This is a genomic window from Reichenbachiella sp. MALMAid0571 (assembly GCF_040151475.1).
Classification (GTDB): domain Bacteria; phylum Bacteroidota; class Bacteroidia; order Cytophagales; family Cyclobacteriaceae; genus CAXBNB01.
Genome location: NZ_JBDKWG010000125.1, coordinates 45222 through 66591 on the forward strand (window position 1 = coordinate 45222; position 21370 = coordinate 66591).

Below are 21370 nucleotides of genomic sequence, written 5' to 3' on the forward strand. Positions count from 1 at the left end.
TATTGACGAAATTGACTACTAAAATTGCTTGTTTCACGGCTCTTTTCGGATGTGTAATTTCTCACCTGCTAAAGTTATAATTATTTATAGTAAGACTACCATCTGCATTGACTGCCAGTTTGTAAGATGAAGCCCCTAATTTGAATTCGTATTCCGAATCTGATTTTTTATCATATTTATAAGTACTCCCTGAAACAGAAAACCATACTTCTAATTGCATATCGGACAAAGATGTAATTTTCACGGATGAAACTTTCCCCGAACTGTCTGTTTTCTTATCAGACCTATACCATACACCAAATATTGAGTTGTCTGTGTTTGTATTAATAGTGGCTGTAGGAGTGTAAATGGCATCAAAGTCACTATTTCCATACATGTCCTTCATAACCAACTGGTCTTTTCCACGCATTTCTATGATAGCTCCAGACACATTTTTGTACTGATTTGGGGCTATTTTGGTGTATCGGATTGGACCTTTGTTCATGTACCATTTTTTACTGTAATCTTCCATGCTGGTCGTATATATATCCAGATCAACGCCATTGGTGACTACTTCAATGTATTTTTTTCTTTTGTCTTTGTAATAGTTGTATTCATTTACCCATTTTCCTTTCACCTCATATTTCACTACGTGAGCTTCCGTTGTGCTGGTTACCACAAAATCATTTTGTATGTTTTCAACCCGTGAAGTAGGATGCTGTAGGCCATTGGTAAGTTTCCCTACTTCATCAAATACATATTCCTTTAGCTCCGAAACAGAAATGTAGGCATCACGGTTCATATCTGCCGTTTTGGACGTCATGCCGTTCAATACAGAATAAGTAAAAACGCCATTTTTCCATTGATCACTTTCAAGGGCAAACTCTGTACCGGATGCGGAAGAAATAACAGTTGCGCCTGTGCCGTTCCTCATATCAGCGAAGATTTCCTTCATCAATTCAAATGAATTTTTGAGTCCAAGGTCATTGCTGCTTTTTACGGTTTTGAACCCTCTGGATTTCACGCCTGATGTATTGGTAGATTTAGTTCCAGCAACCACTTCAGTACCTTCTTTATCGATTTCTCCTGAATGGCATGCATCAATCATCAGAAGTCTGTTGCGTGCTTTGGTATTCTTAAAAAAAGATTCGATTTCAGTGTATTTCAATCCAAGGAAAGATGGATTGTCGAATACCATGTCACTGGTCGCTATGTAATAATCGAGATTCTCGTCCAGTAATCCGTGACTTGCTACAAATATGATGACTTCATCATCTTCATTGGCATTGGAAAAGAAATCCGAAGAGGCAAGAATATTACTTTTTGTTGCAGCAATATCAGTGAAGGATTTTACAAATACTTGTCCATAATCGGCTTTTCTGGTTTCGAAAAATGCTGCCAGATCTTTGGCATCTTTAGCTGCATAGGTCAGATTATATTCAGAATCTGCAAACTTGCTCACACCAATATTGAAGAGGTATAAGTTTGGTTTGGCCTTTTGTGTACAGGTAATTTCAAATGTGGCAGGAGCGGATTCCAATCCTTGTTCGTTTATTACAGACACACTTACTCTGTTCATTCCAGAACTCAACGTTAGATTAATATTCTTTTTAATTGTTCTTGATGATTTCACAGAAGTTGATTTGTCCTCAATGACAGGCACATTATTAACCAGAATTTTGAGTTGTGTTAAATTGACTTTTTGATCACTTGCCTGTATAGAAAAGCTAATATTTTTCTCTCCGGTAGTTCGTGGCAGATGATCAATATTTGCTTGTATAGTTGGTAGGTTGTTTAGATCAATTTTATCGTCTGACACTCCAAGTTGTTTGATTCTTTTTTGATAGGCTTTTTGGTATGCTTCTAAAAGTGAAGGCTGAGTGAAGCCAATTGCTTCAGCTACTTTATCTGGTCTGTTTAACTTTATTTCAAATTGAGCAGCAGGGTAAATGTTATTTTGATCCCCATAAGCAATATTTTCAATAGCCTTTTTCGCCATACTGTAGTATCCATCTTCAGAGACGATAAAGTAGTGGTCGGTAGCATTGCCATGCAACAATACCTTCTGCTTTTTAGTTTTTAAATCCCATATCCTAATTGTACCATCCATTGCTCCTGAAAATAGTAAACTTCCATTTTGAGTGAAATCAAGTCCTGTAATAGAAGAATAATGTCCTTTCAACTTCCCTGACAGATTTAGAGTGCCTATATCATAAATATCTATGTCAAATTCTAATGGTTTTTCTGTATCTCCAAACCATACTGTTTCTGCAGTTTTGCCTACAACCAAGTGTTTTCCATCTGGAGTTACTTTCATTACCGAAGGTGCTCCGGTTTCATAGAGAATAGATTTTACTAATTTTTTATCAGGTAAAGAGTACACATCGATTTTGTTAACTGAACTTGCAAATACTTTAGTGCCATCTTGAGAAATGGCTGTTCCTATTATGTAAATAGCACTTGGAAAGCTAGCAATTTCATTGCCCGTACTTTTGTCATATACTTTAAATCCGAATTTACTTGTTCCTACAGCTGTTCTTTTTAAGTGGTGTTTTCTGGATTCTCCATCCGGATATTTAGGTAAGTAACCTGTCTTATTGAAATATTTATAGGGCTCTTCATAAATTTGTTTTGTCTTTCCGGCAATTACTCCAATAGAACTACCTGAATTGTTTTTTGAAGAATATATTGCTTCACTAATATTGAGAGCATTTAAATCCCAGGTAATCACGGAACTATTCATGAGTGTATAAAGTTCCCTTTTTGTTTCGTTCCAATATAACCCTGCAATTTCCGAAGCTCCCGGGCTAAAAGTCTTAATTTGCTGCCTGTTTTCCAGATCATAAAAAACGATTTCTGTTTCCTTAGTGATTCCAGCTATAATATCATTTGTGGCATCATAGGCCATTTTTCCTGCCGGAACATCATGACCGACTACTCCTCCTATGCTTTCAGTTTTACCAGTCTGAAGATTACCAACGAGAATGTATCCATCTGTGTATGAAGCAATCACTTGCTGGTCTCCTTTAGTGAAATATAGATTTTCTATATCAGAAGCCTTGTTAAATTGTTTCACCAATTGTCCATTGTCCAATTTGAGTACAACTATTTTGAATTCATTACCGAGAGCTATCAACTTCCCATCTGAACTAATTGCATTGACGATCCACTTATTGCCAAATTGTTTCAAGTCGTTGCGGTAGATTTCTTTGCTTTGCGAAATATCATGTAGGGTGAAAGTGTAGTTGGTTACAAAATTTGAGTTGATGTAATCCATTTTCTTTTGTGTATGCATCCTGTACTTACCGTCTGGTGAAATAGAGACGGAGGACATGCCTCCTTCGCTCTTTTTCATCGTTGTTTTTTGAACCTGACTGGATTTGTAGTTCCAAATATTGACAACATCATCGGAATACAACAAACCCTTACCATTGGGTAAAAAATGGATGTCATTAACATCACGTTTTAAGTCTTTTTGATACAGAATACTTTTAGAGTCGATATCCCAGATAAAAATTTTGCCTCTGCCATCACTTGTAGCGAGTAGCGTGTTGTCATCGTTAAAATCTATTCCGGTTACAACAAATGAATGTCCTTCCAATGGCCAGTGTAAACCTTTTTGCATATCCCAGAGCAGGATTACCCTGTCACGGCCGCCGGTTGCCAGCCATTTTCCGTCTTTCGAAAATTTAGCATGGATTATTGATTCCTGATGACCCAATTGAGGAATGACATGGCTCTGCGAGAAGGCATTAATCCGAAAAAGAAAAGATAAGATGAAGATGAGCAAAATCTTTTTCATGAATTTTATTTCTTATAATTTAATTGATCAGTATAATTTCTATAAAGAACTTGTTTAGAATTTCAAATCCGGAATTCGTTTTTTCGCATCCTGAGCGTAAAAATCATATTTAGTGCCTTGCCCATATTTATAAGCCATTTCTAATTGGTTTTTAATTTGTGCTACATGAGATGACCATAGTTTTGGAGCATTGTAGTAATAATGAAACCAATTGGCCAGACCAGCATAGTAGTAGATTAGTGGGTGAGGATTGGAAATATTTGCTATGGCATAGTTCAGGTGGCTTGCACTTTTAAAATAATCTTTGTCTTCAAATGCTTTTATCCCAACTATAAAGTTGCCGCCTACATTTTTGGATTTATAAGTCTCTTCATCCAGAGATACTGCTTTGTTGCCGACTGTTGTTGCTTCCTGCAACCTCCCATTGTCGTAATAGGCCATTACAAGTTCTCCAAGCATTACTGGTGAATCTGGAGAGAAATTTTTACCTGATTCCAGAATTTCCAGAGCTCTGGCATCATACACGTATAAATTATTCTTTTTCATGTATGATATAGCATACCATTTGCAGATATTTCCTTTGGTATTGGTGTCTATCTGATCGGTACCATCCATCATCATGACTAGCATGTTATAGGCTGTTTCGAAATCAGTATAGGCCAGATCAGTTTTGTTGTAGTATAGGTGGTTTTGTGCTTTTTCATAAACGGCTTCAGGGTTGTTGGGGAATGTTTTTATAGTTTCTTTTAGAAATTTATCAGTTTTTTCATAATTTTTTTCTTGCACTTTGAAAATATTCGCTTTCATCTTATATGCCAGGAAAAATGTAGGATCTGATTTGATTGCTGCTTCAAAATCTTTTAAAGCATCTTTGGACGAACGGCCATTTAGCCACTTGATGCCTCTTTGGCAATATATCTTTGCCGGATTTATTTTTTCCTTTTTAGCCAACTTCAGTGCTTTATCCAGCAATGCAATTGATTGACTGGTAAAATTGTTTGTTGTTCCTTTTTGATAACAATCTTCTGATGAAGTGCAATCCTGAGCATACAATTGGGCTGAGAAAAGAATAATTAAGCTTACAGAAATCAGTGAGCAGTTTATTAGACGGAGTTTTATTGTTGCCATGACGTTTATTAATTTCAAAATGAAAAGTTAAAATAAGGCAATAGAATGGGTTATTAGAATACCCTGTAAAGGGTATTTTAATTGGGGAATTGAAGCAATACCTTTATGCCATAAATAATAATATATGTTTGGATTATTTAAGAGTAAGGCAAAAAAATCAAACTTGACATACTATGTCTATTTGACCAAAATCACTTTATATAGACAGTTGATGGCTACTGTTCAGGAAGATATGAACAACCAAAAAGAACTATTTATAGCCTACTATTTTGACGATACAGGTAAAGAACTTGCGAGTTTGCTGGAAGCTGCCGACTTGAAATTTAATGTTTTAGGGTCAATGGAAGAGAATACTTCTGGTATTACTATTGGAAAGGCAGAAAGTCTCATCAAATCATCTAAAAATACTTTTGAGGTAAATGCTTATTCTATGATTTTGGTATGTGAAATACACCCGTTGGCAGGTGTAGATATTGCATTATACGATTATTTAACAGAAAAATATGGAGGTGCCATACTGAGGTTTTATACTTCAATAGATAGTCCAATTCTTAGAATGTTTGGAGCAGACCGAATCATTCAACTGCTGAAGACGATGGGAATGGAAGAAAACGAAATGATCGAACATAGTATGGTAACAAAATCTATATTAAGGGCTCAGGAAAAAATAAAAGAACAGGTTATTCATGAAAAAGATGCGCATTCTATTGAGGAATGGATGGAAAAGAATACCCCTGATTTTGGTGGCAATTGAATAAACTATTGTCTTTAAGGAAATATTAGTTGAAGTGGGGGTTCAATCCAACCATTACCACAAGCCTTTTCTAATGAAAAAAACATTAATTATACTACTTTTCAGTTTACCTCTTCAGGTTGCAGCACAAAAAGGAATGGTGAACCTGTTTACCGAGTTTGGAAGACCTACCGGAGAGTTTCGTCAAAATACTGATGCGTTTGCATTGGGGATGGGAATGGGAGCTTATTTTTCTTTTGATGCTCAAAATCTGTTTTATCTTGGAGCTGACCTCAGTTATGATATTTATGGTAAATCGTTTGATAGTGATGGTTATTATGAAATCATTACTAACAACAACATGCTTCAGTTTCATGGTCTTTTGAGGATTAAACCACCATCGGATGGCATAGTTCCATTTTTTGAAGGCCTCTATGGCTTCAAATTTCTATACACTATAAGTAAGTTGAAAGAAAATATTTTACTGGATCCTATAGCCATTCAAACCGATTTTCATGATTTTGCTTTGAGTTATGGTGGAGCAGCCGGAATTCACATTCCAATAGGGCAAGGAAATACCGCTCTTGAATTCCGCATTCAATACCTGATAGGAGGGAAGGCTGAATATGTTGATGGTAAAACCATCAGAGAAGTTGGCATAGAAAACGCCATTGCAAATCCTTTGACTTCAGAAACTGATATGGTTATTTTTAAATTGGGAATCACATTTGGTTGGTGATTTTAGTCTTGCTTGGTCACATTTTCCCTTTAACACCAATGTTTGCCATGTCTGCCCTTTAGGTTTACATTATGACTAAATCAATAGAAAAAGCTATGATTATTATGGATGCGGGTATGTGGTTAACCCGAAGGGTTAGCTATTCATCTCTCAAAGTATCTACAGGATTAGATTTTGCTGCTTTTAAAATAGTCATACAAGTAGTTGAAAGTCCTACGCAAATGATGGTAGCAGTACAAATTAGAATGGGAATAATTCCGATAGGTATGTGGTAAGCATAGATTTCATCCAAAAGAGCTCCGGTGAGGAAATATCCACCTAAAGATCCGATAATGCCAGCAATAGACAGTATAATCAGAAATTCTTTATTCATTAGTGCTAAAATATTGCTCACTGATGCCCCCAAAACCTTTCTGACACCAATTTCTTTACTTCTCTTTTTAACATCCAGAGTAGCCAATGAAAATATACCGGAAGCAGACAAAAGCCCTCCCAGAACAGTCAGGAAGAGGAATATTTTCTTGAGGTTGGCATTTGTTTCACGTAAGTCTTCAAATAAAATGTCTTCTTGAAACCAACCTTGAAAAGGTTTGTCCGGTATGTTTTTTTTCCACAAATCTTCAATGTAATCTTCCAGAGAAGTCAGGTTTTCAGGTTCAGCTCTCACCAATAAATATTGATATTGATTAGGTAATGCAGGGTAAAAAACGGAAGCTTCTGGTTCCCGGGATCTAAAAAGATTGTCAATATGATTGTCAACCACTCCAACAATGTGTCTTTTTACTTCATGTATCACTATCGTTTTCATCAATGGATCATCCTCTATGCCAATTTTTTTTAGAAATGCCTGATTGACTACTACTGCGCTATTTAAATCATTAGTACTCTCAGTACTAAATACCCGGCCGTTTAGTACTTTCATTCCCATAATGTCAAAATAGTTTTTACCTACACCATAGTGTCTTGCTTCATATTTGGCAGTATCTACTCCTAAAGGTACAGCGTAACTATCCCAACCTAAGGAATGGGCTGTTCCTCCAATTTTTAGTATTTTAGGGTTACTTCTCAAGTCATTTTCCATCACTTCAAATTCCTTTTCACCACTTACTTTAATCATATACACCATGTCTTTGTCATAGCCAAATTTTACCTTTTCCTGATATTTTGTGTTTTGGACAAACATAACTCCTGCAATCAAAACAATTACAGACAATGCAAATTGAATGGTGATAAGTGATTTACTCAATAAAGTACTTCCTTTGATTTTCAAATTGCCTTTTAATAATAACACAGGCACAAATCTGCTACTAGATAATGCAGGGTAAATTCCTGCAATCAGCGAAGTGAAAAATATGATTATCAATAACGCTATAATTAGATTGAGACCATTAAGGTCTTCCATTCCGTAATTGAGGTTCCACATATCAGTAAATGCTGGAGTGATTATATTAGACATAAACAAACCTGCAACTAACGATAGCAGGATAACCAATAAGGTTTCAAAAAGGAACTGAGATATGATTTGCCACTTTGTTGCCCCTACAACTTTTCTGATCCCTACTTCTTTCATTCTTTGGGCTGTCATGGCTATGGAAGTATTTGTCATATTAAAGCATGCAATCATCAATATGATCAATGCCATTGATATAAATACGACCATCGGTGTAATACTCATGGGTAAATTAATCTGACTCCACTGAACCTGTTCACGGTCATAATATGTCTTAAACTGTTGCAGTTGGTATGATTTTACCACTCTGTCGGTCTTTTCTTTATTTCTTCTTTCAATGTATTTATTGAATTGTTCACTAATATATGGAGCCTGATTGTGTGCGGTTAACTCGAAAAAGGTTGAAGGATCACGCCAGTCTTTCCAGTTATCAGAATTGAGGTCATAAATGTCATAGAAATGTTCGAACCTGACTAACATGTCGAAAACGAAAGAACTATTCTGAGGAACTTTATCAACAACACCACCAACTGTTACTTGTACTTCTGTCTGATTCGGAAAATTTATCTCTAATACTTTACCTATTGGATTTTCATCTTTAAAGTATTTGACAGCCGTTTTTTTACTTAAAAATATGGTGTGCATATTTTTAAACGAGCCGTAACTTCCGTTCACTAAAGGAAAATCAAACATTTCAAAAAAAGTACTGTCTGCAAATGCAATACGCTCGCTATATGAATCATCACCACTTTTCACAAAGCCTCCTTCATTCATGTAGCGTGTGTACCTTTTGATACCTGAAATTTCCATTGCTGCATTAGGTGCCAGATTTATAGGTGCACTGATTTGCTGATAAGGATCTCCTTCTGTTTTATTATAATGAGAGTGAACTTTATAGATTAGATCAACTTTTGAGCTCTTATGAAAGTTGTCGAATTCAATGTTATAGGCAATCAACAGGTAAGCTGTGATGCAGCAAGCCATAGCAATTCCCAACCCAAAGGTATTGATGATGACATAGCTCAGGTTTTTTTGGAGATTTCTGATTCCGACGAATAGGTAGTTTCTTATCATAATATTGTCAATTATGATTTAACGATTTCAAGAAATGTACCATACATTATAACATGCTGTTTTACAGGTTGTTATGATATTTTTAAAATCTAATATCGTCCGAAATCGGACTTTTATGCATTATTATTGATGATTATCGTACAATTCTGTTACAATACTCGGGTTATCAGATTGTACTAATTATTTATCAAAAACTGACTCACCTTTCTGGTATAATCTGACGGGCTGTCCTTAAAATTATCAGCAAAGCGACTATTCTGCATCACGAAGACTTCTGCCATACCATTTTTTACCTGACTTTTTAATTCATTGGCATCATTCTCAGTAAATAAATAATTTTTGCTTCCAATAATGAAAAGGATACCCCGAAAGTTGGCTGACGGGGTTTCACTAAGTACCGTGTAAGGATCTTTATATCTGGAAGACACTTCACTGTCTAAAGACATTCTACTCCCGATTTTAAAAAACTTTTGAGGTAAATCTACAAACCTTGAAATAGCTCCGTCAGCTACGATAGAATAGGTGTGAGACCTGGTGTAGCCAATGGTAATGGAGATAGTTGCACCGATACCCCAACCATACAAATAGATTTTTTTTCCATGATTTTTTAAGGCATAATTATATACAGTTTCAAAGTCTTTGTAAAACTCTGAGTACAAATAAGTTTCATTGTCTATCTTAAAATCACTGCTTGAACCAAAACCACGATAATCATAGCATAACACATTGAAACCAAGTGAGATAAATGATTTTATTCTAGCTACGTTATCACCCATATTACCATCTCCATTGTGACTTACTATAATCAGTTTATTAGAGGTTCTGGTTGAAGGAAAGTACCAGGTATTAAGAGAATATCCATCAGGTGTTTGAACCTTTTGTTCTTTAAATTTCAAATCAGTTGGATATTTCTTGTATTCTTTCGATGGATTTAAAGCCAGAGATAATGAAATAGAGGCTATTAAAAGTATAAATAAAAGCAGTGTTTTTTTTGTATTCATAAACTGGTTTTGAAATATAGTCTTAAAAATAAAGCATTTGCAGCCTGAATCAAATGATTTCCTTTTCAATAAAGCCAAAAGGATTGTATCTTTTTAAATATATGGCCGTAGTTACCAATATAATGTTTAGGTATTTATGTTAAAAATTTTTAGATATATCTAAAAATATAATATATCTTGTTAAATTTGAAAGTAGAAAAACGCACTCAATTAATTAATATAAAAATATGTTAAGTCCACTTTTGGCTCTATCAATTTTTGGGATTATTTGCCTTGTAGTGTATATAGTATTTCGTCCAAATGGGTATTACTGGATATTCCAACAGGGTAAAAAACAAAATGAGAAAACCATAATAGAAGATGTTTTGAAACAGCTTTTTCACATGGAATATGAAAATACGCAAGTGAGGTTCAGGGACTTAAGGGCTTCTACAGGTATAGGCGGTGGAGACGTACTTGCCATTCTGGATAAAATGATGAGAAAAGGACTCATATCCAAGCAAGGTGATTATTTGGTTTTAGAACCTGAAGGCAGAGAGTATGCTTTAAGAATCGTTAGAGCTCATCGCCTGTGGGAAAAGTTTTTGGCTGAAAAAACTGGTTATGACAAGTCGGAATGGCACGATAGAGCAGAACAGATGGAACATGAGCTGACCATAGATCAGACCAATGAATTATCCTCCATACTGGGTAATCCCAATTTTGATCCTCATGGAGATCCTATTCCTACTGAAAGTGGCGATATACGACCTCAAAAGGGAATTTCTCTTTCTCTATTTCCAATAAACAAAATTGGAAGAATCATTCATATAGAAGATGAGCCCGAGGTAGTATATAGACAAATTCTGGCTGAAAACCTCCATATAGGATCTCAGGTTAGGGTAGTGGAATCGAATCAGCAACGGGTGCGTTTTTTATCGGAAGGTGAAGAGTATGTACTGGCTCCATTAGTAGCCGAAAATCTGAGTGTAGAACCAGTAAAGCAAGAAGAGCAACATGATCAAAGTATCAGACGATTGGCTAATATTGGAGAAGGAGAAGAAGTGGAAATAATTGGTATTTCCAGAGAATGCCGTGGACCTAACCGCAGGAGATTGCTGGATCTGGGTTTTGTACCCGGTACGGTAATTTCTTTGGGTATAACAAGTCCACTCAATGATCCCAGAGCATATAAAGTTCGGAATACGGATATTGCACTAAGAAATGATCAGGCAAATTTCATTTTAATTAAAAACAAAGAAGTGTATGAACAGTCAGCCTCATAGCAGTTGTGAAACATGTGAATTCAATAATACAGGAAGTTTGAAAAGACTAGGTCTTGATGTAACTGAATTCGACTATGTTGTTGCGTTGGCCGGCAATCCAAATACCGGAAAAAGTACAGTATTCAATGCACTAACAGGGTTGAGACAGCATACAGGCAACTGGCCCGGCAAAACTGTAACACGGGCGGAAGGAGGATTCTCCTATCAGGGCAAAAAATACAAACTTATAGATTTGCCAGGCACTTATTCATTGCTTTCAACCAGTCAGGATGAGGAAATAGCAAGGAACTTCATATTGTTTGGCAGACCTCATGTAACTGTGATTGTGGTGGATGCCAGCAGGTTAGAAAGAAACCTGAATCTTGCACTTCAAATTTTGGAGATTACTGACAATGCAGTGCTTTGTCTCAATCTAATGGATGAAGCCAAACGCCACAATACATCAATAGATGAGCGAGCTTTGGCACGCAGGCTGGGTATTCCTGTAGTGGCAACCAGTGCCAGATTTGATCAGGGAATTCCTGAGTTGATCAAGACTATAAGTGATGTGGCTGAAAAAAGAATTGTATGTAAACCTTACCGGATTAAAAATATTCCCAGTCACATACAAAATGCTGTGGATCAGTTGAGTAAGCGAATCGAAGAAGAGTATCCTCATGTACCTAATAGCAGATGGATTGCTTTTCGTTTGCTCGAAAATGACCAACGGGTAATTGAAGCTTTAGAAAACAATGAATTTGAAATTGCATAATTAAAATGGAAAACAAAGAATCTAAAAAAGACATTCTTTCATTTGCCAATAGCCTTAAATGGAACATTGGTGAAAATTTCCATGATTCGCTGACACAAAGTATTTATACAGATGCTTCCCGAATAGCTGATAAAGTGGTGACTGTAGCAGGGGAGAGGAAAAATACACCATTTGATGGAAAGATAGATAGAATAGTTACCAGCCGAACGTGGGGGTTTCCCATTATGCTCTTTATTTTGTCAGTTGTACTATGGTTAACCATCCAAGGTGCTAATGTTCCTTCATCACTACTTGCAGCTTTACTGCTAGATACCATTCATCCTTTTCTTAAAGAAATGGCTGAAAGTATTGGTATGGTCTGGTGGTTGAGTGGATTTCTTATAGATGGGGTTTATCTGGCATTGGCATGGGTGATCAGTGTAATGCTACCACCGATGGCCATATTTTTTCCACTTTTTACATTATTAGAAGATTTTGGGTACTTGCCCAGAGTGGCATTCAATCTGGACAAACTGTTTAGAAAATCCGGTGCTGATGGCAAACAAGCACTTACCATGAGTATGGGATGGGGGTGCAATGCTGCAGGGGTAATTGCCACAAGAATCATAGACAGTCCAAGGGAAAGGCTCATTGCCATTATTACCAATAACTTTTCATTGTGTAATGGACGTTGGCCAACTCAAATACTGATTGCCTCCATTTTTATTGGTGTAATGGCTCCACCATTATTGGCAGGATTAGTTTCAACTGTAGCAGTAATAGTCATAGCACTATTAGGTGTTGTGTTTACTTTTGTCACGTCTCATTTTCTATCAAAAACCGTTTTGAAAGGAGAAGTATCCACATTCACTCTGGAATTACCACCATACCGCCCTCCTAGAGTTTGGAGGACATTATATACCTCATTGATTGACAGGACATTGATAGTGCTTTGGAGGGCATGTGTATTCGCAGCACCGGCTGGTGCAGTGATCTGGCTTATTTCTAATGTACACGTAGGTGATGCTACCATTGCTTCCTGGGCTATTAATAACATGGATGGTTTTGGTTTATTTTTCGGACTCAACGGTGTAATTCTTCTTGCTTATATTGTTGCCATTCCAGCCAATGAAATTGTTATTCCTACTATTCTTATGTTAACGGTAGCAGTCTCAGGAATAGATGGCTATGGCGAGGGTGCAGGAGTAATGTTTGAATTGGACTCAATGTCTGCAACCGGTGACGTTTTAAAAGCAGGGGGCTGGACTTTACTTACAGCTGTGAACCTGATGTTGTTTAGTCTGCTTCACAATCCTTGCAGCACCACCATTTATACTATTTATCAGGAAACGAAAAGTGTAAAATGGACTGCTGTTGCTACTTTTCTTCCTATTGCAATGGGATTTGTAGTGTGTTTTCTGGTAGCTCAATTCTGGCATTTATTTTCAGCCTGATAGTTTTTCATTCCGTTACTAACAAGTTGTCTGCTACTTTGCCGGAGATATGCACCTGGCCATTGCCTATCAACTCCACCTGCATCAGACCATCAAATTCATTTTTGTCTTTGATTACTATTTTAGTACCCAGAGAAATATGAATCTTATCGAGGTGCTTAAGGAATTCTGAGTCTGAATTTTCAACACCTACGATGGTCACCTGTTTGCCAATCTCTACTTCTGATAGTGGGTACTTAGGAGCATCGCTAAAATTGCCATTTTCATCCGGAATAGGATCTCCATGCGGATCTATTCTGGGAAAACCTAAAAACTCATCGAGTTTACTCGTAAGTAAGGACGATTTTATATGTTCCAGTTGTTCCGCTATTTCATGTACTTCATCCCAGTTGAATTTCAATTTTTCCACCAAAAACACTTCCCACAGTCTGTGCTTTCTAATTACTTTCAAAGCTTCTTTTTTTCCTTTTTCAGAAATGTTTACCCCTTGGTATTTTTGATAGGAAATGACCTTTTTCTCAGCGAGCTTTTTAATCATATCACTAACAGACGCAGGCTTGGTTTTCATTTCTTCTGAAAGCGCATTGGTAGATACACTTTGATCCCCCGAAAGTGAAAGATGATAAATGGCTTTTAAGTAATTTTCTTCTGCGAAACTGAGCATAGGAGTGATTTTGAGGACAAAGGTAAATGTATTTTTAGTTAAACCTAAAAATATGCAGTTGCGTTGTTTTAAATATTATTACCATCTGATACCACCCATCACAATTTTATTTGGAAACACAAGAGTGAGCCAGAAAATAAATACATTTGGAGTACTAATACTATGTATTAGTACCAACATCAATAACAGCTAAAGTGACTTTCAACAGGATTAAAATCATCAAGAACCGTTCGGATATTGGGGCGGGTACGCGTGGCTCAGATTTGGGTGTAGATGCCATTGAAATCGCTGCAATCAATCAGGAAAATAATTACTTTAACCAGTACGGTTTCGAAGACATCCCCACGCACAATGAAACTATTTATGATAAGGTTAACACTACTTTCGCCAAGCGAATTGGACATGTGCATGAGCAATGTATGCGTGTTTGCAATGTGATTGGTAACAATCTCAAATCTAAAAACTTTCCCCTTGTTCTTTCCGGAGATCATTCTTCTGCCCTCGGCACTATTAGTGGAATCAAAACTGCGTATCCTAACAAACGATTGGGAGTGATATGGATTGATGCCCATGCAGATTTACATTCTCCCTATACTTCACTTTCAGGAAATGTGCATGGAATGCCAGTGGCAGCTGCATTGTCTATTGACAATCTGGAGGCTAAAGTTAATGCTGTTAGTAAAGAGACTGAGGATAGTTGGATTGGGATGAAAAATACAGGCATCATCGGTGCTAAAATTCACCCTGAATATCTGATCTATTTTGGAGTGAGAGACACGGAGATTCCTGAAGAAAAATTACTTAAGAAACTAAAAATAAAAAATTACAAGGTAGAGGAAGTACGGTATAGAGGCATACAAATTTGTCTCGATGAGGCTGTCAAAAAACTATCCGATTGTGAAATGATCTACATTTCATTCGATGTTGACAGCATGGATTGTGATTTGATATCAAAGGGTACAGGCACTCCTGTATCCAAAGGATTTGATCAATATGAAGTCATCAACATCATCAATGGTTTCATTTCTACCAACAAAGTGGTTTGTTTGGAAATAGTAGAAATCAATCCTCTTTTGGATTTGAATGGAAACAAAATGGCAGAAGCTGCTTTTGAAGTTCTGGACGCAGTTACGAATACTTTAGAATTCCACTTATAAATTATTCAACTATGGAAATCAATCTTGAAATACTAATCAAAAACATGTCGCCAACACTCAATATTGGTAGTTACGTTTTTTGTTCGGTGAACAGAAGTTTTGTTGTTCCCGATTCAATAATACTTGCTTCCTTTATGGAACAAGAGGGCAAAACGCTTGTATTATCCAGAGAATCTGCCGAAAACCACAAACTAGAGTATTCTTCCGTTATGGCATGGATCACGCTAAATGTCCACTCGTCTCTGCAAGCCGTTGGCTTTACCGCAAAAATTTCTACAGCACTTGCAGAAAACGAAATCAGTTGCAATGTAATTGCCGGATACTATCACGATCATCTTTTTGTGGAAAAAGACGATGCAGAAAAAGCCATGCAAGTATTGAATGATTTGTCGATGACAAATAGCGGTTGACTAATACGATCAATTAAACATCTAATATCTCGGTCATCTTTACAGGTCGGTTCTCTTCCATAGATTTGTTGGCTGCTATGGCTATTGCAGTAGCCTTTAGTCCATCAATACCGTTGACAGGTGGTTCGGTTCCTTGTGTCAGGGCCTGGATAAATGCATTCATTTCATGTAAATAGGAATCTATATATCTATCCATGAAAAAATCTAATGGCCTTGAGCCATGCACACCTTTTTCATCAAAAAGTAGATGGGTGTCTTTAAAATTATTGTTGGCCTGAGCCATCCCTTTTGAACCAAATACTTCCAATCTTTGATCGTAACCATAAGCAGCTTGCCGGCTATTTTCAATAAGAGCAGTAGCTCCGTTTTCAAAAGAAAGCACAACATATCCTGTATCAATATCTCCGGCTTCTCCTATTGCGGGATCAACAAGGTTACTGCCTTTGGCAAATACTTCTATTACCTCACTGTCTGCAATGTGTCTGGCCATATCAAAATCATGAATGGTCATATCCAAAAACAAACCGCCTGAACTTTTGATATATCCTATTGGTGGTGGTGCAGGGTCTCGACTTGTTATCTTTATTGTACGCAAATCTCCCACTTTGCCATTTTTAACTAGGGATTTAATCTTAGAAAAATTGATATCAAATCGTTGGTTGAAAGCCACCATTAAAGGCACATTATGTTTTTGTGTCACTTCTATTATTTCCTTTACCTTGCTTAAAGAAAGATCCAGTGGTTTTTCACAAAATACAGCCTTTTTAGATTGAGCGGCACGAGTTACATAGTCAGCATGTGTGTCATTGGGAGAACAAATAAGGACAGCATCAAGATCCTCATTGTCGAAGATTACATTGGCATCAGATGAAACAAACGGTACGTTGAATTTTCTTGCAAAGTCCTGGCCTTCTTCTGAAGGGTTTACAACTGCTACTACTTCAGCACCTTCGATTTTTCCTGCCAGGTTTCCCAGATGAATTTTACCAATTCTTCCCAGTCCCAATATTCCTATTTTTACTTTATCCATTTTATGCTTAATAAGTGAGTTTAATCGTATTTAAAATTGAATCCGTATCAATCAGTTATATCAATTTGTTTGCTGCAATATTCAAATTTTACTAAATAAAAAGTGTGCCTTTTGACGATAAAAACAGATAAAATCAGTGAGTGAACGGATTTGTGCACCTTTTTGAATGATTTGGATACCTCAAATTTCATTAGCTGAAATAAATTGCCAGATATAATTGAGTTAGGAATTACAAAACTTGAAATAAAGAAGTTAGCATTTCACATGATACAATTGAATGAGAATAAAGGAATGAAAAAAGCAATATCGATATTGGCTGTTATCATATTTTGCATCGGCATGTTTCAGTGTAAAGAAAGTGGTACTGCTGTAAAAGTCCCCAAAAATGTTGACTTTAATTTTGATATAAGGCCAATATTGGTTCAGAACTGTTACCTCTGCCACGGACCTGATCCCAGTAGCAGAAAGGCAGATTTGCGGTTAGATACTTTCGAAGGAGCAACAGCTCAAAGGGAAGAAGGAAATCCTGCCATAGTACCCGGTAATATCAGCAAAAGCGAAATGATAAAGCGGATCACCCATCATGATGCTGATGCAATGATGCCACCACCGGAATCTAATTTAAAATTAAGCGAGTACGAGATAGAAGTACTTAAAAAATGGATTGATCAGGGAGCTGAGTGGAAGGTTCATTGGGCTTTTAATCAACCGGAATACAAAGAAGCTGAAAAACATGATACTGATGAAGCTGTAAATGAAATCGATAATTACATTCTGGAAAAACTGGAAAACAAAGGGCTTAGTCCCGCTCCATTGGCTAATAAAAACACACTTATCCGTCGTGTGTCATATATTTTAACAGGACTACCACCCACTCCGGACGAACTGAGTCAGTTTTTGGCAGACGATAGTCCTGATGCCTATGAGAAAATGGTTGACCAATACCTTGAATCAGGCGCATTTGGTGAAAGATGGGCACGTCATTGGATGGATATTGTGAGGTATGCAGAAACAAAAGGGCATGAGTTTGATTTTCCAATAATAGGTGCATGGCAATATAGAGATTATCTTATTCGTGCATTCAATGAAGATATACCTTACGACCAGTTGGTCAGAGAACATTTGGCCGGAGATCTATTGGACTCAGTAAGGTGGAATCCTGAATCCGGTATCAATGAATCCCGGTTGGGTACTGCTTTTTATGCACTGGGGGAAGGTACTCATAGTCCTGTTGATATCAGGAAAGATGAAGCAGACAGAATAGATAACATGATTGACGTGACCACTAAAACATTTCAGGGACTAACAGTTTCGTGTGCGAGGTGTCATGATCATAAATTTGACCCTATACCAACAGCCGACTATTATGCATTATATGGTGTAATGGAAAGTAGTAGATTTTCTCTTAATCCATCCAACCTTACTTATGATAAAGTGAAGAGCCTTGAAGAAATTGAAGGCCTTAAAAACGGTATCAGGAACCTTATTGCTGAAAACTGGCCTACCGATGACCTGGTACTTTCAGACAGCCCGGCAACAACAGAAAAGCCACAGGAAGAATCTGAGTGGAATTATAAGGTATTGGGTGATTTTAGAGGTCAGGATTTGAACGACTGGAAAAGTGACGGACTTGCTTTTGGCACAAAAACTACTTTAGGCAAGCCGGAGTTTAATACTGAAGGGAATAAATTGGTAAGACTTGCCAGCGGAGCAGCATCGAGCAGGCAGCTTTCAAAAGGAGTGTATGGTGCTTTACGCTCACCCAATTTTGTTATAGATACCGATTTTATCGGAGTACATGCTTTAGGTGAAAAAGCGATGATCCGAATCATCATTGATAACTTTCAATTAATTAGATACCCGATATATGGGGGATTAGAGAAAAAAATAAATACTCAGGAGTGGAAAAAATACAGCTTTGATGTTTCGCCATGGAAAGGACACAAGGCATATATTGAAATACTTCCCGGAGAATACAATGGCCATCATTATAAATTAGAAGAAGATGCTTTTATAGACGTAGAATATGTTATTGCCTATGATGGAGAGTGGCCAGAGCAAATAAAAAATACTGGCAATAGTAAAGAAAACGAGAGTTTTGATGATTGGGTATCAGGTAAAGCTTCTACTCAGTTGGTAGAGAATATAAACTATCTCATAAAGAACAAAAAGCTGAACAATAAATTTGAAGATGCCAATAATCTGTTGGAGCAGTATCAGCAATTGACAGAAAATCTCAAAGATTCTACCTTTTTCATAGGCATAAATGAGGGCTTTGGAATTGACAGTCATGTATTTAACAGAGGAAATTATCAGGATTTATCTGAAGATCCGGTACCGAGAGGATTTTTATCAGTCCTTCCTGTAAATAAAGAACCTGTGAAATCCAATGGCAGTGGAAGATTAGAAGTAGCGCAACAAATTCTTGACAAAGAAAATCCCCTGACTTCCAGGGTAATGATAAACAGAGTATGGCACCATCTGTTTGGTAAAGGAATAGTGACAACTGTGGACAATTTTGGGTTACAGGGAAAACTACCAACTCATCCTGAGTTATTGGATTATCTGGCAATTAAATTTCAAAATGAAGGCTGGTCAGTGAAGAGTATGGTCAAATATATCGTAATGTCCAATACGTTCAGAAGATCGACTGTAAGCAGCGAAGAGAATGTGGCGAAGCTAGATCCAACCAATGCATTGCTATCCCATTTTCCTATCAGAAGATTAGAATCAGAAGCCATTTGGGATGGCCTGTTGTCCATTTCAGGAAATTTGAACTCGGAAATGTATGGTGAGCCGGTTCCGGTTTATCTGACTGATTTCATGCAGGGAAGGGGAAGACCCGGAAAATCAGGGCCACTGGATGGCAATGGCCGGAGAAGTATCTATCAGGCAGTACGTCGCAATTTCCTGCAACCTATGATGTTGACTTTTGACCGTCCTATTCCTTTTTCCACTTTTGGCAACAGGAATGTAACCAACGTACCTGCACAATCTTTGATTTTGATGAATGACCCTTTTATTGTCCATCAGGCAGAAGTAATGGCAAAAGAAGTCTTAAATCATGAAAAATTAAGTCAGACAGATCGGCTTAAGTATATATATATCAAGACATTATCAAGAGAACCTACCAAGGAAGAAATAGATCAGGCCAATACATTTATTCAGATATTGGCTGAATCTTATGAGCTCAAAGAAGAAGATGCTGCCACTAATATTGATGTGTGGAAAGATTACTGCCACTCAGTTTTTAATCTTAAAGAATTTATTTATTTAATCTAATGGGAAAAAATCATATCATTCACAAACCTGTAACACGTCGGGAGATGCTTGGCATCTGTAAAGGCGGTTTTGGATCGTTGGCTTTTGCGAGCTTGTTTGGAGGTATTCAAACTGCTTGCAAGCAACTGGATGATCCTAAGTCCATATTGACTCAACTTACTCAGACGCCTCATTATGTACCAAAAGCCAAGAATGTAATATTTTTATATATGGATGGAGGAGTTTCCCAGGTTGATTCTTTTGATCCAAAACCAAGGTTGGAAAAAGAAAACGGAGAAGATCCAAAAAAGAAATTTAAAGTTGACAACACCCAATTCGACAATGTTGGTAAGATTCTAAAAAGCCCATGGTCGTTCAAACAATATGGAGAATGCGGAATGCCTGTAAGTGAACTGTTTCCTCATATTGCTACCTGTGTAGATGATTTGGCTTTGATCCGGTCTATGGTATCAGATTTTCCCGAACATACCAATGCCAATTACTTTCTACACACAGGCAGTGGCATTCAGGGCAGGCCAAGTATGGGCGCATGGGTGACTTATGGCCTTGGTAGCGAAAACAACAACCTGCCGGGATATGTTGTACTGGATGGCGGACTAATACCTCCGGGAGGTTTGGACAATTTCAAAAGTGGTTTTTTACCTGCATCCTACCAGGCATCTATCTTAAAATCTGGTCCGGTTCCATTGGCCAACATTAATCCATTGGAAACAAAAGAAGGCCTTCAAAATCAAAAACTTGATTTTATCAAGCAAATGGATCAAAGTCTGATGGGAAGTTTGGGACATGCAGATGCAGTAGAGTCTGCCATTTCCAATTACGAATTGGCCTACCAGATGCAGTCTTCTATTCCTGAATTGACGGAATTCTCCAGCGAAACCAAGGCAACACAGAAATTGTATGGCATGGACTCAGAGGATCCCCATAAACGTGGATATGCCAGGCAATGTCTTTTGGCAAGAAGGCTTATCGAACGTGGTGTGAGGTTCGTGGAGCTGACCTGTCCTAATGTGGGTAGAGATCGTTGGGATCAGCACAATAACCTGAAAGATGGACATGAGAGAAATGCACATGCAGTGGATCAACCCATTGCCGGACTGATTAAGGATTTGAAAGTAAGGGGATTATTGGAAGAAACCCTGATTGTTTGGACTGGTGAATTTGGACGTACTCCTTTCGCACAAGGATCAAACGGACGTGACCACAATCCATCTGCCTTTAGTATGTGGATGGCTGGTGCCGGTATAAAGGGTGGTACCATTTACGGAAAAACAGATGATTATGGTTATCGGGTGTTGGAAAACGAAACTACTGTTCACGATGTTCACGCCACCATGCTTCACATGCTGGGAGTAAATCATGAAAGATTGAGATTTAGATTTGGTGGTCGGGATATCAGGTTAACTGACGTTCACGGCCACATTATCAAAGACATTCTTGCTTAAAAGCTTTATCAAATAGAAACCAATTAT

General features: G+C 37.4%; 15 protein-coding genes. 9 read left to right on the plus strand and 6 right to left on the minus strand.

From position 1 onward, the window contains the following. Positions 1-61: 61 nt before the first annotated feature. Entirely contained in the window at positions 62-3781 is a 3720-nt protein-coding gene (locus AAOP42_RS10675) for a caspase family protein (RefSeq protein ID WP_349528497.1), read from the minus strand. A 54-nt stretch (positions 3782-3835) separates the two neighbouring features. After that, entirely contained in the window at positions 3836-4909 is a 1074-nt protein-coding gene (locus tag AAOP42_RS10680; protein ID WP_349528498.1) for a tetratricopeptide repeat protein, read from the minus strand. Between the two features lie 124 nt (positions 4910-5033). Between AAOP42_RS10680 and AAOP42_RS10685 the strand changes: the two genes are divergently transcribed. Together AAOP42_RS10685 and AAOP42_RS10690 are read left to right on the plus strand one after the other, a co-directional pair. After that, positions 5034-5663, plus strand: a complete 630-nt coding sequence (locus AAOP42_RS10685) for a hypothetical protein (RefSeq protein ID WP_349528499.1) — start codon at positions 5034-5036, stop codon at positions 5661-5663. 73 nt (positions 5664-5736) lie between these two features. After that, a complete protein-coding gene (locus AAOP42_RS10690; protein WP_349528500.1) occupies positions 5737-6381 on the plus strand; it encodes a hypothetical protein in 645 nt (214 codons plus the stop codon). A 139-nt stretch (positions 6382-6520) separates the two neighbouring features. Here AAOP42_RS10690 and AAOP42_RS10695 read toward each other — a convergent pair whose 3' ends face one another. Further along, a complete protein-coding gene (locus AAOP42_RS10695; RefSeq protein WP_349528501.1) occupies positions 6521-8905 on the minus strand; it encodes an ABC transporter permease in 2385 nt (794 codons plus the stop codon). Between the two features lie 176 nt (positions 8906-9081). Further along, a complete protein-coding gene (locus AAOP42_RS10700) occupies positions 9082-9906 on the minus strand; it encodes a serine aminopeptidase domain-containing protein (RefSeq protein WP_349528502.1) in 825 nt (274 codons plus the stop codon). Positions 9907-10133: 227 nt separating this feature from the next. On the opposite strand from AAOP42_RS10700, the gene AAOP42_RS10705 reads away from it, so the two are divergent. Genes AAOP42_RS10705 through AAOP42_RS10715 form a run of 3 tightly spaced genes read left to right on the plus strand, consistent with a single transcriptional unit; the run spans position 10134 to position 13355 of the window. Next, positions 10134-11171, plus strand: coding sequence for a metal-dependent transcriptional regulator (locus AAOP42_RS10705; protein ID WP_349528503.1), 1038 nt, complete (start codon positions 10134-10136; stop codon positions 11169-11171). After that, positions 11152-11922: a FeoB small GTPase domain-containing protein gene (locus tag AAOP42_RS10710; protein WP_349528504.1), complete on the plus strand. Its 771-nt coding sequence runs from the start codon at positions 11152-11154 to the stop codon at positions 11920-11922. Before AAOP42_RS10705 ends, AAOP42_RS10710 begins: the two co-directional genes overlap by 20 nt. Positions 11923-11927: 5 nt before the next feature. Next, complete coding sequence (locus AAOP42_RS10715; RefSeq protein ID WP_349528505.1) at positions 11928-13355, plus strand: nucleoside recognition domain-containing protein; 1428 nt, start codon at positions 11928-11930, stop codon at positions 13353-13355. A gap of 7 nt (positions 13356-13362) precedes the next feature. Here AAOP42_RS10715 and AAOP42_RS10720 read toward each other — a convergent pair whose 3' ends face one another. Further along, positions 13363-14019, minus strand: coding sequence for a metal-dependent transcriptional regulator (locus AAOP42_RS10720; RefSeq protein ID WP_349528506.1), 657 nt, complete (start codon positions 14017-14019; stop codon positions 13363-13365). 194 nt (positions 14020-14213) lie between these two features. Between AAOP42_RS10720 and AAOP42_RS10725 the strand changes: the two genes are divergently transcribed. Both AAOP42_RS10725 and AAOP42_RS10730 read left to right on the plus strand, forming a co-directional pair. Continuing rightward, entirely contained in the window at positions 14214-15176 is a 963-nt protein-coding gene (locus tag AAOP42_RS10725; RefSeq protein WP_349528507.1) for an arginase, read from the plus strand. Positions 15177-15187: 11 nt separating this feature from the next. Next, entirely contained in the window at positions 15188-15586 is a 399-nt protein-coding gene (locus AAOP42_RS10730) for an ACT domain-containing protein (protein ID WP_349528508.1), read from the plus strand. Between the two features lie 13 nt (positions 15587-15599). On the opposite strand, the gene iolG is transcribed toward AAOP42_RS10730, so the two are convergent. Further along, a complete protein-coding gene (iolG, locus tag AAOP42_RS10735; protein WP_349528509.1) occupies positions 15600-16616 on the minus strand; it encodes an inositol 2-dehydrogenase in 1017 nt (338 codons plus the stop codon). A gap of 291 nt (positions 16617-16907) precedes the next feature. Between iolG and AAOP42_RS10740 the strand changes: the two genes are divergently transcribed. Next, positions 16908-19898: a PSD1 and planctomycete cytochrome C domain-containing protein gene (locus AAOP42_RS10740; protein WP_349528510.1), complete on the plus strand. Its 2991-nt coding sequence runs from the start codon at positions 16908-16910 to the stop codon at positions 19896-19898. Further along, positions 19898-21343: a DUF1501 domain-containing protein gene (locus AAOP42_RS10745; protein WP_349528511.1), complete on the plus strand. Its 1446-nt coding sequence runs from the start codon at positions 19898-19900 to the stop codon at positions 21341-21343. Before AAOP42_RS10740 ends, AAOP42_RS10745 begins: the two co-directional genes overlap by 1 nt. Positions 21344-21370: the final 27 nt, after the last annotated feature.

Coding starts and splice junctions, on each gene's coding strand:
- AAOP42_RS10675 (WP_349528497.1), bottom strand. CDS start 3,781: ATGAAAAAGATTTTGCTCATCTTCATCTTATCTTTTCTTTTTCGGATT.
- AAOP42_RS10680 (WP_349528498.1), bottom strand. CDS start 4,909: ATGGCAACAATAAAACTCCGTCTAATAAACTGCTCACTGATTTCTGTA.
- AAOP42_RS10685 (WP_349528499.1), top strand. CDS start 5,034: ATGTTTGGATTATTTAAGAGTAAGGCAAAAAAATCAAACTTGACATAC.
- AAOP42_RS10690 (WP_349528500.1), top strand. CDS start 5,737: ATGAAAAAAACATTAATTATACTACTTTTCAGTTTACCTCTTCAGGTT.
- AAOP42_RS10695 (WP_349528501.1), bottom strand. CDS start 8,905: ATGATAAGAAACTACCTATTCGTCGGAATCAGAAATCTCCAAAAAAAC.
- AAOP42_RS10700 (WP_349528502.1), bottom strand. CDS start 9,906: ATGAATACAAAAAAAACACTGCTTTTATTTATACTTTTAATAGCCTCT.
- AAOP42_RS10705 (WP_349528503.1), top strand. CDS start 10,134: ATGTTAAGTCCACTTTTGGCTCTATCAATTTTTGGGATTATTTGCCTT.
- AAOP42_RS10710 (WP_349528504.1), top strand. CDS start 11,152: ATGAACAGTCAGCCTCATAGCAGTTGTGAAACATGTGAATTCAATAAT.
- AAOP42_RS10715 (WP_349528505.1), top strand. CDS start 11,928: ATGGAAAACAAAGAATCTAAAAAAGACATTCTTTCATTTGCCAATAGC.
- AAOP42_RS10720 (WP_349528506.1), bottom strand. CDS start 14,019: ATGCTCAGTTTCGCAGAAGAAAATTACTTAAAAGCCATTTATCATCTT.
- AAOP42_RS10730 (WP_349528508.1), top strand. CDS start 15,188: ATGGAAATCAATCTTGAAATACTAATCAAAAACATGTCGCCAACACTC.
- iolG (WP_349528509.1), bottom strand. CDS start 16,616: ATGGATAAAGTAAAAATAGGAATATTGGGACTGGGAAGAATTGGTAAA.
- AAOP42_RS10740 (WP_349528510.1), top strand. CDS start 16,908: ATGAAAAAAGCAATATCGATATTGGCTGTTATCATATTTTGCATCGGC.
- AAOP42_RS10745 (WP_349528511.1), top strand. CDS start 19,898: ATGGGAAAAAATCATATCATTCACAAACCTGTAACACGTCGGGAGATG.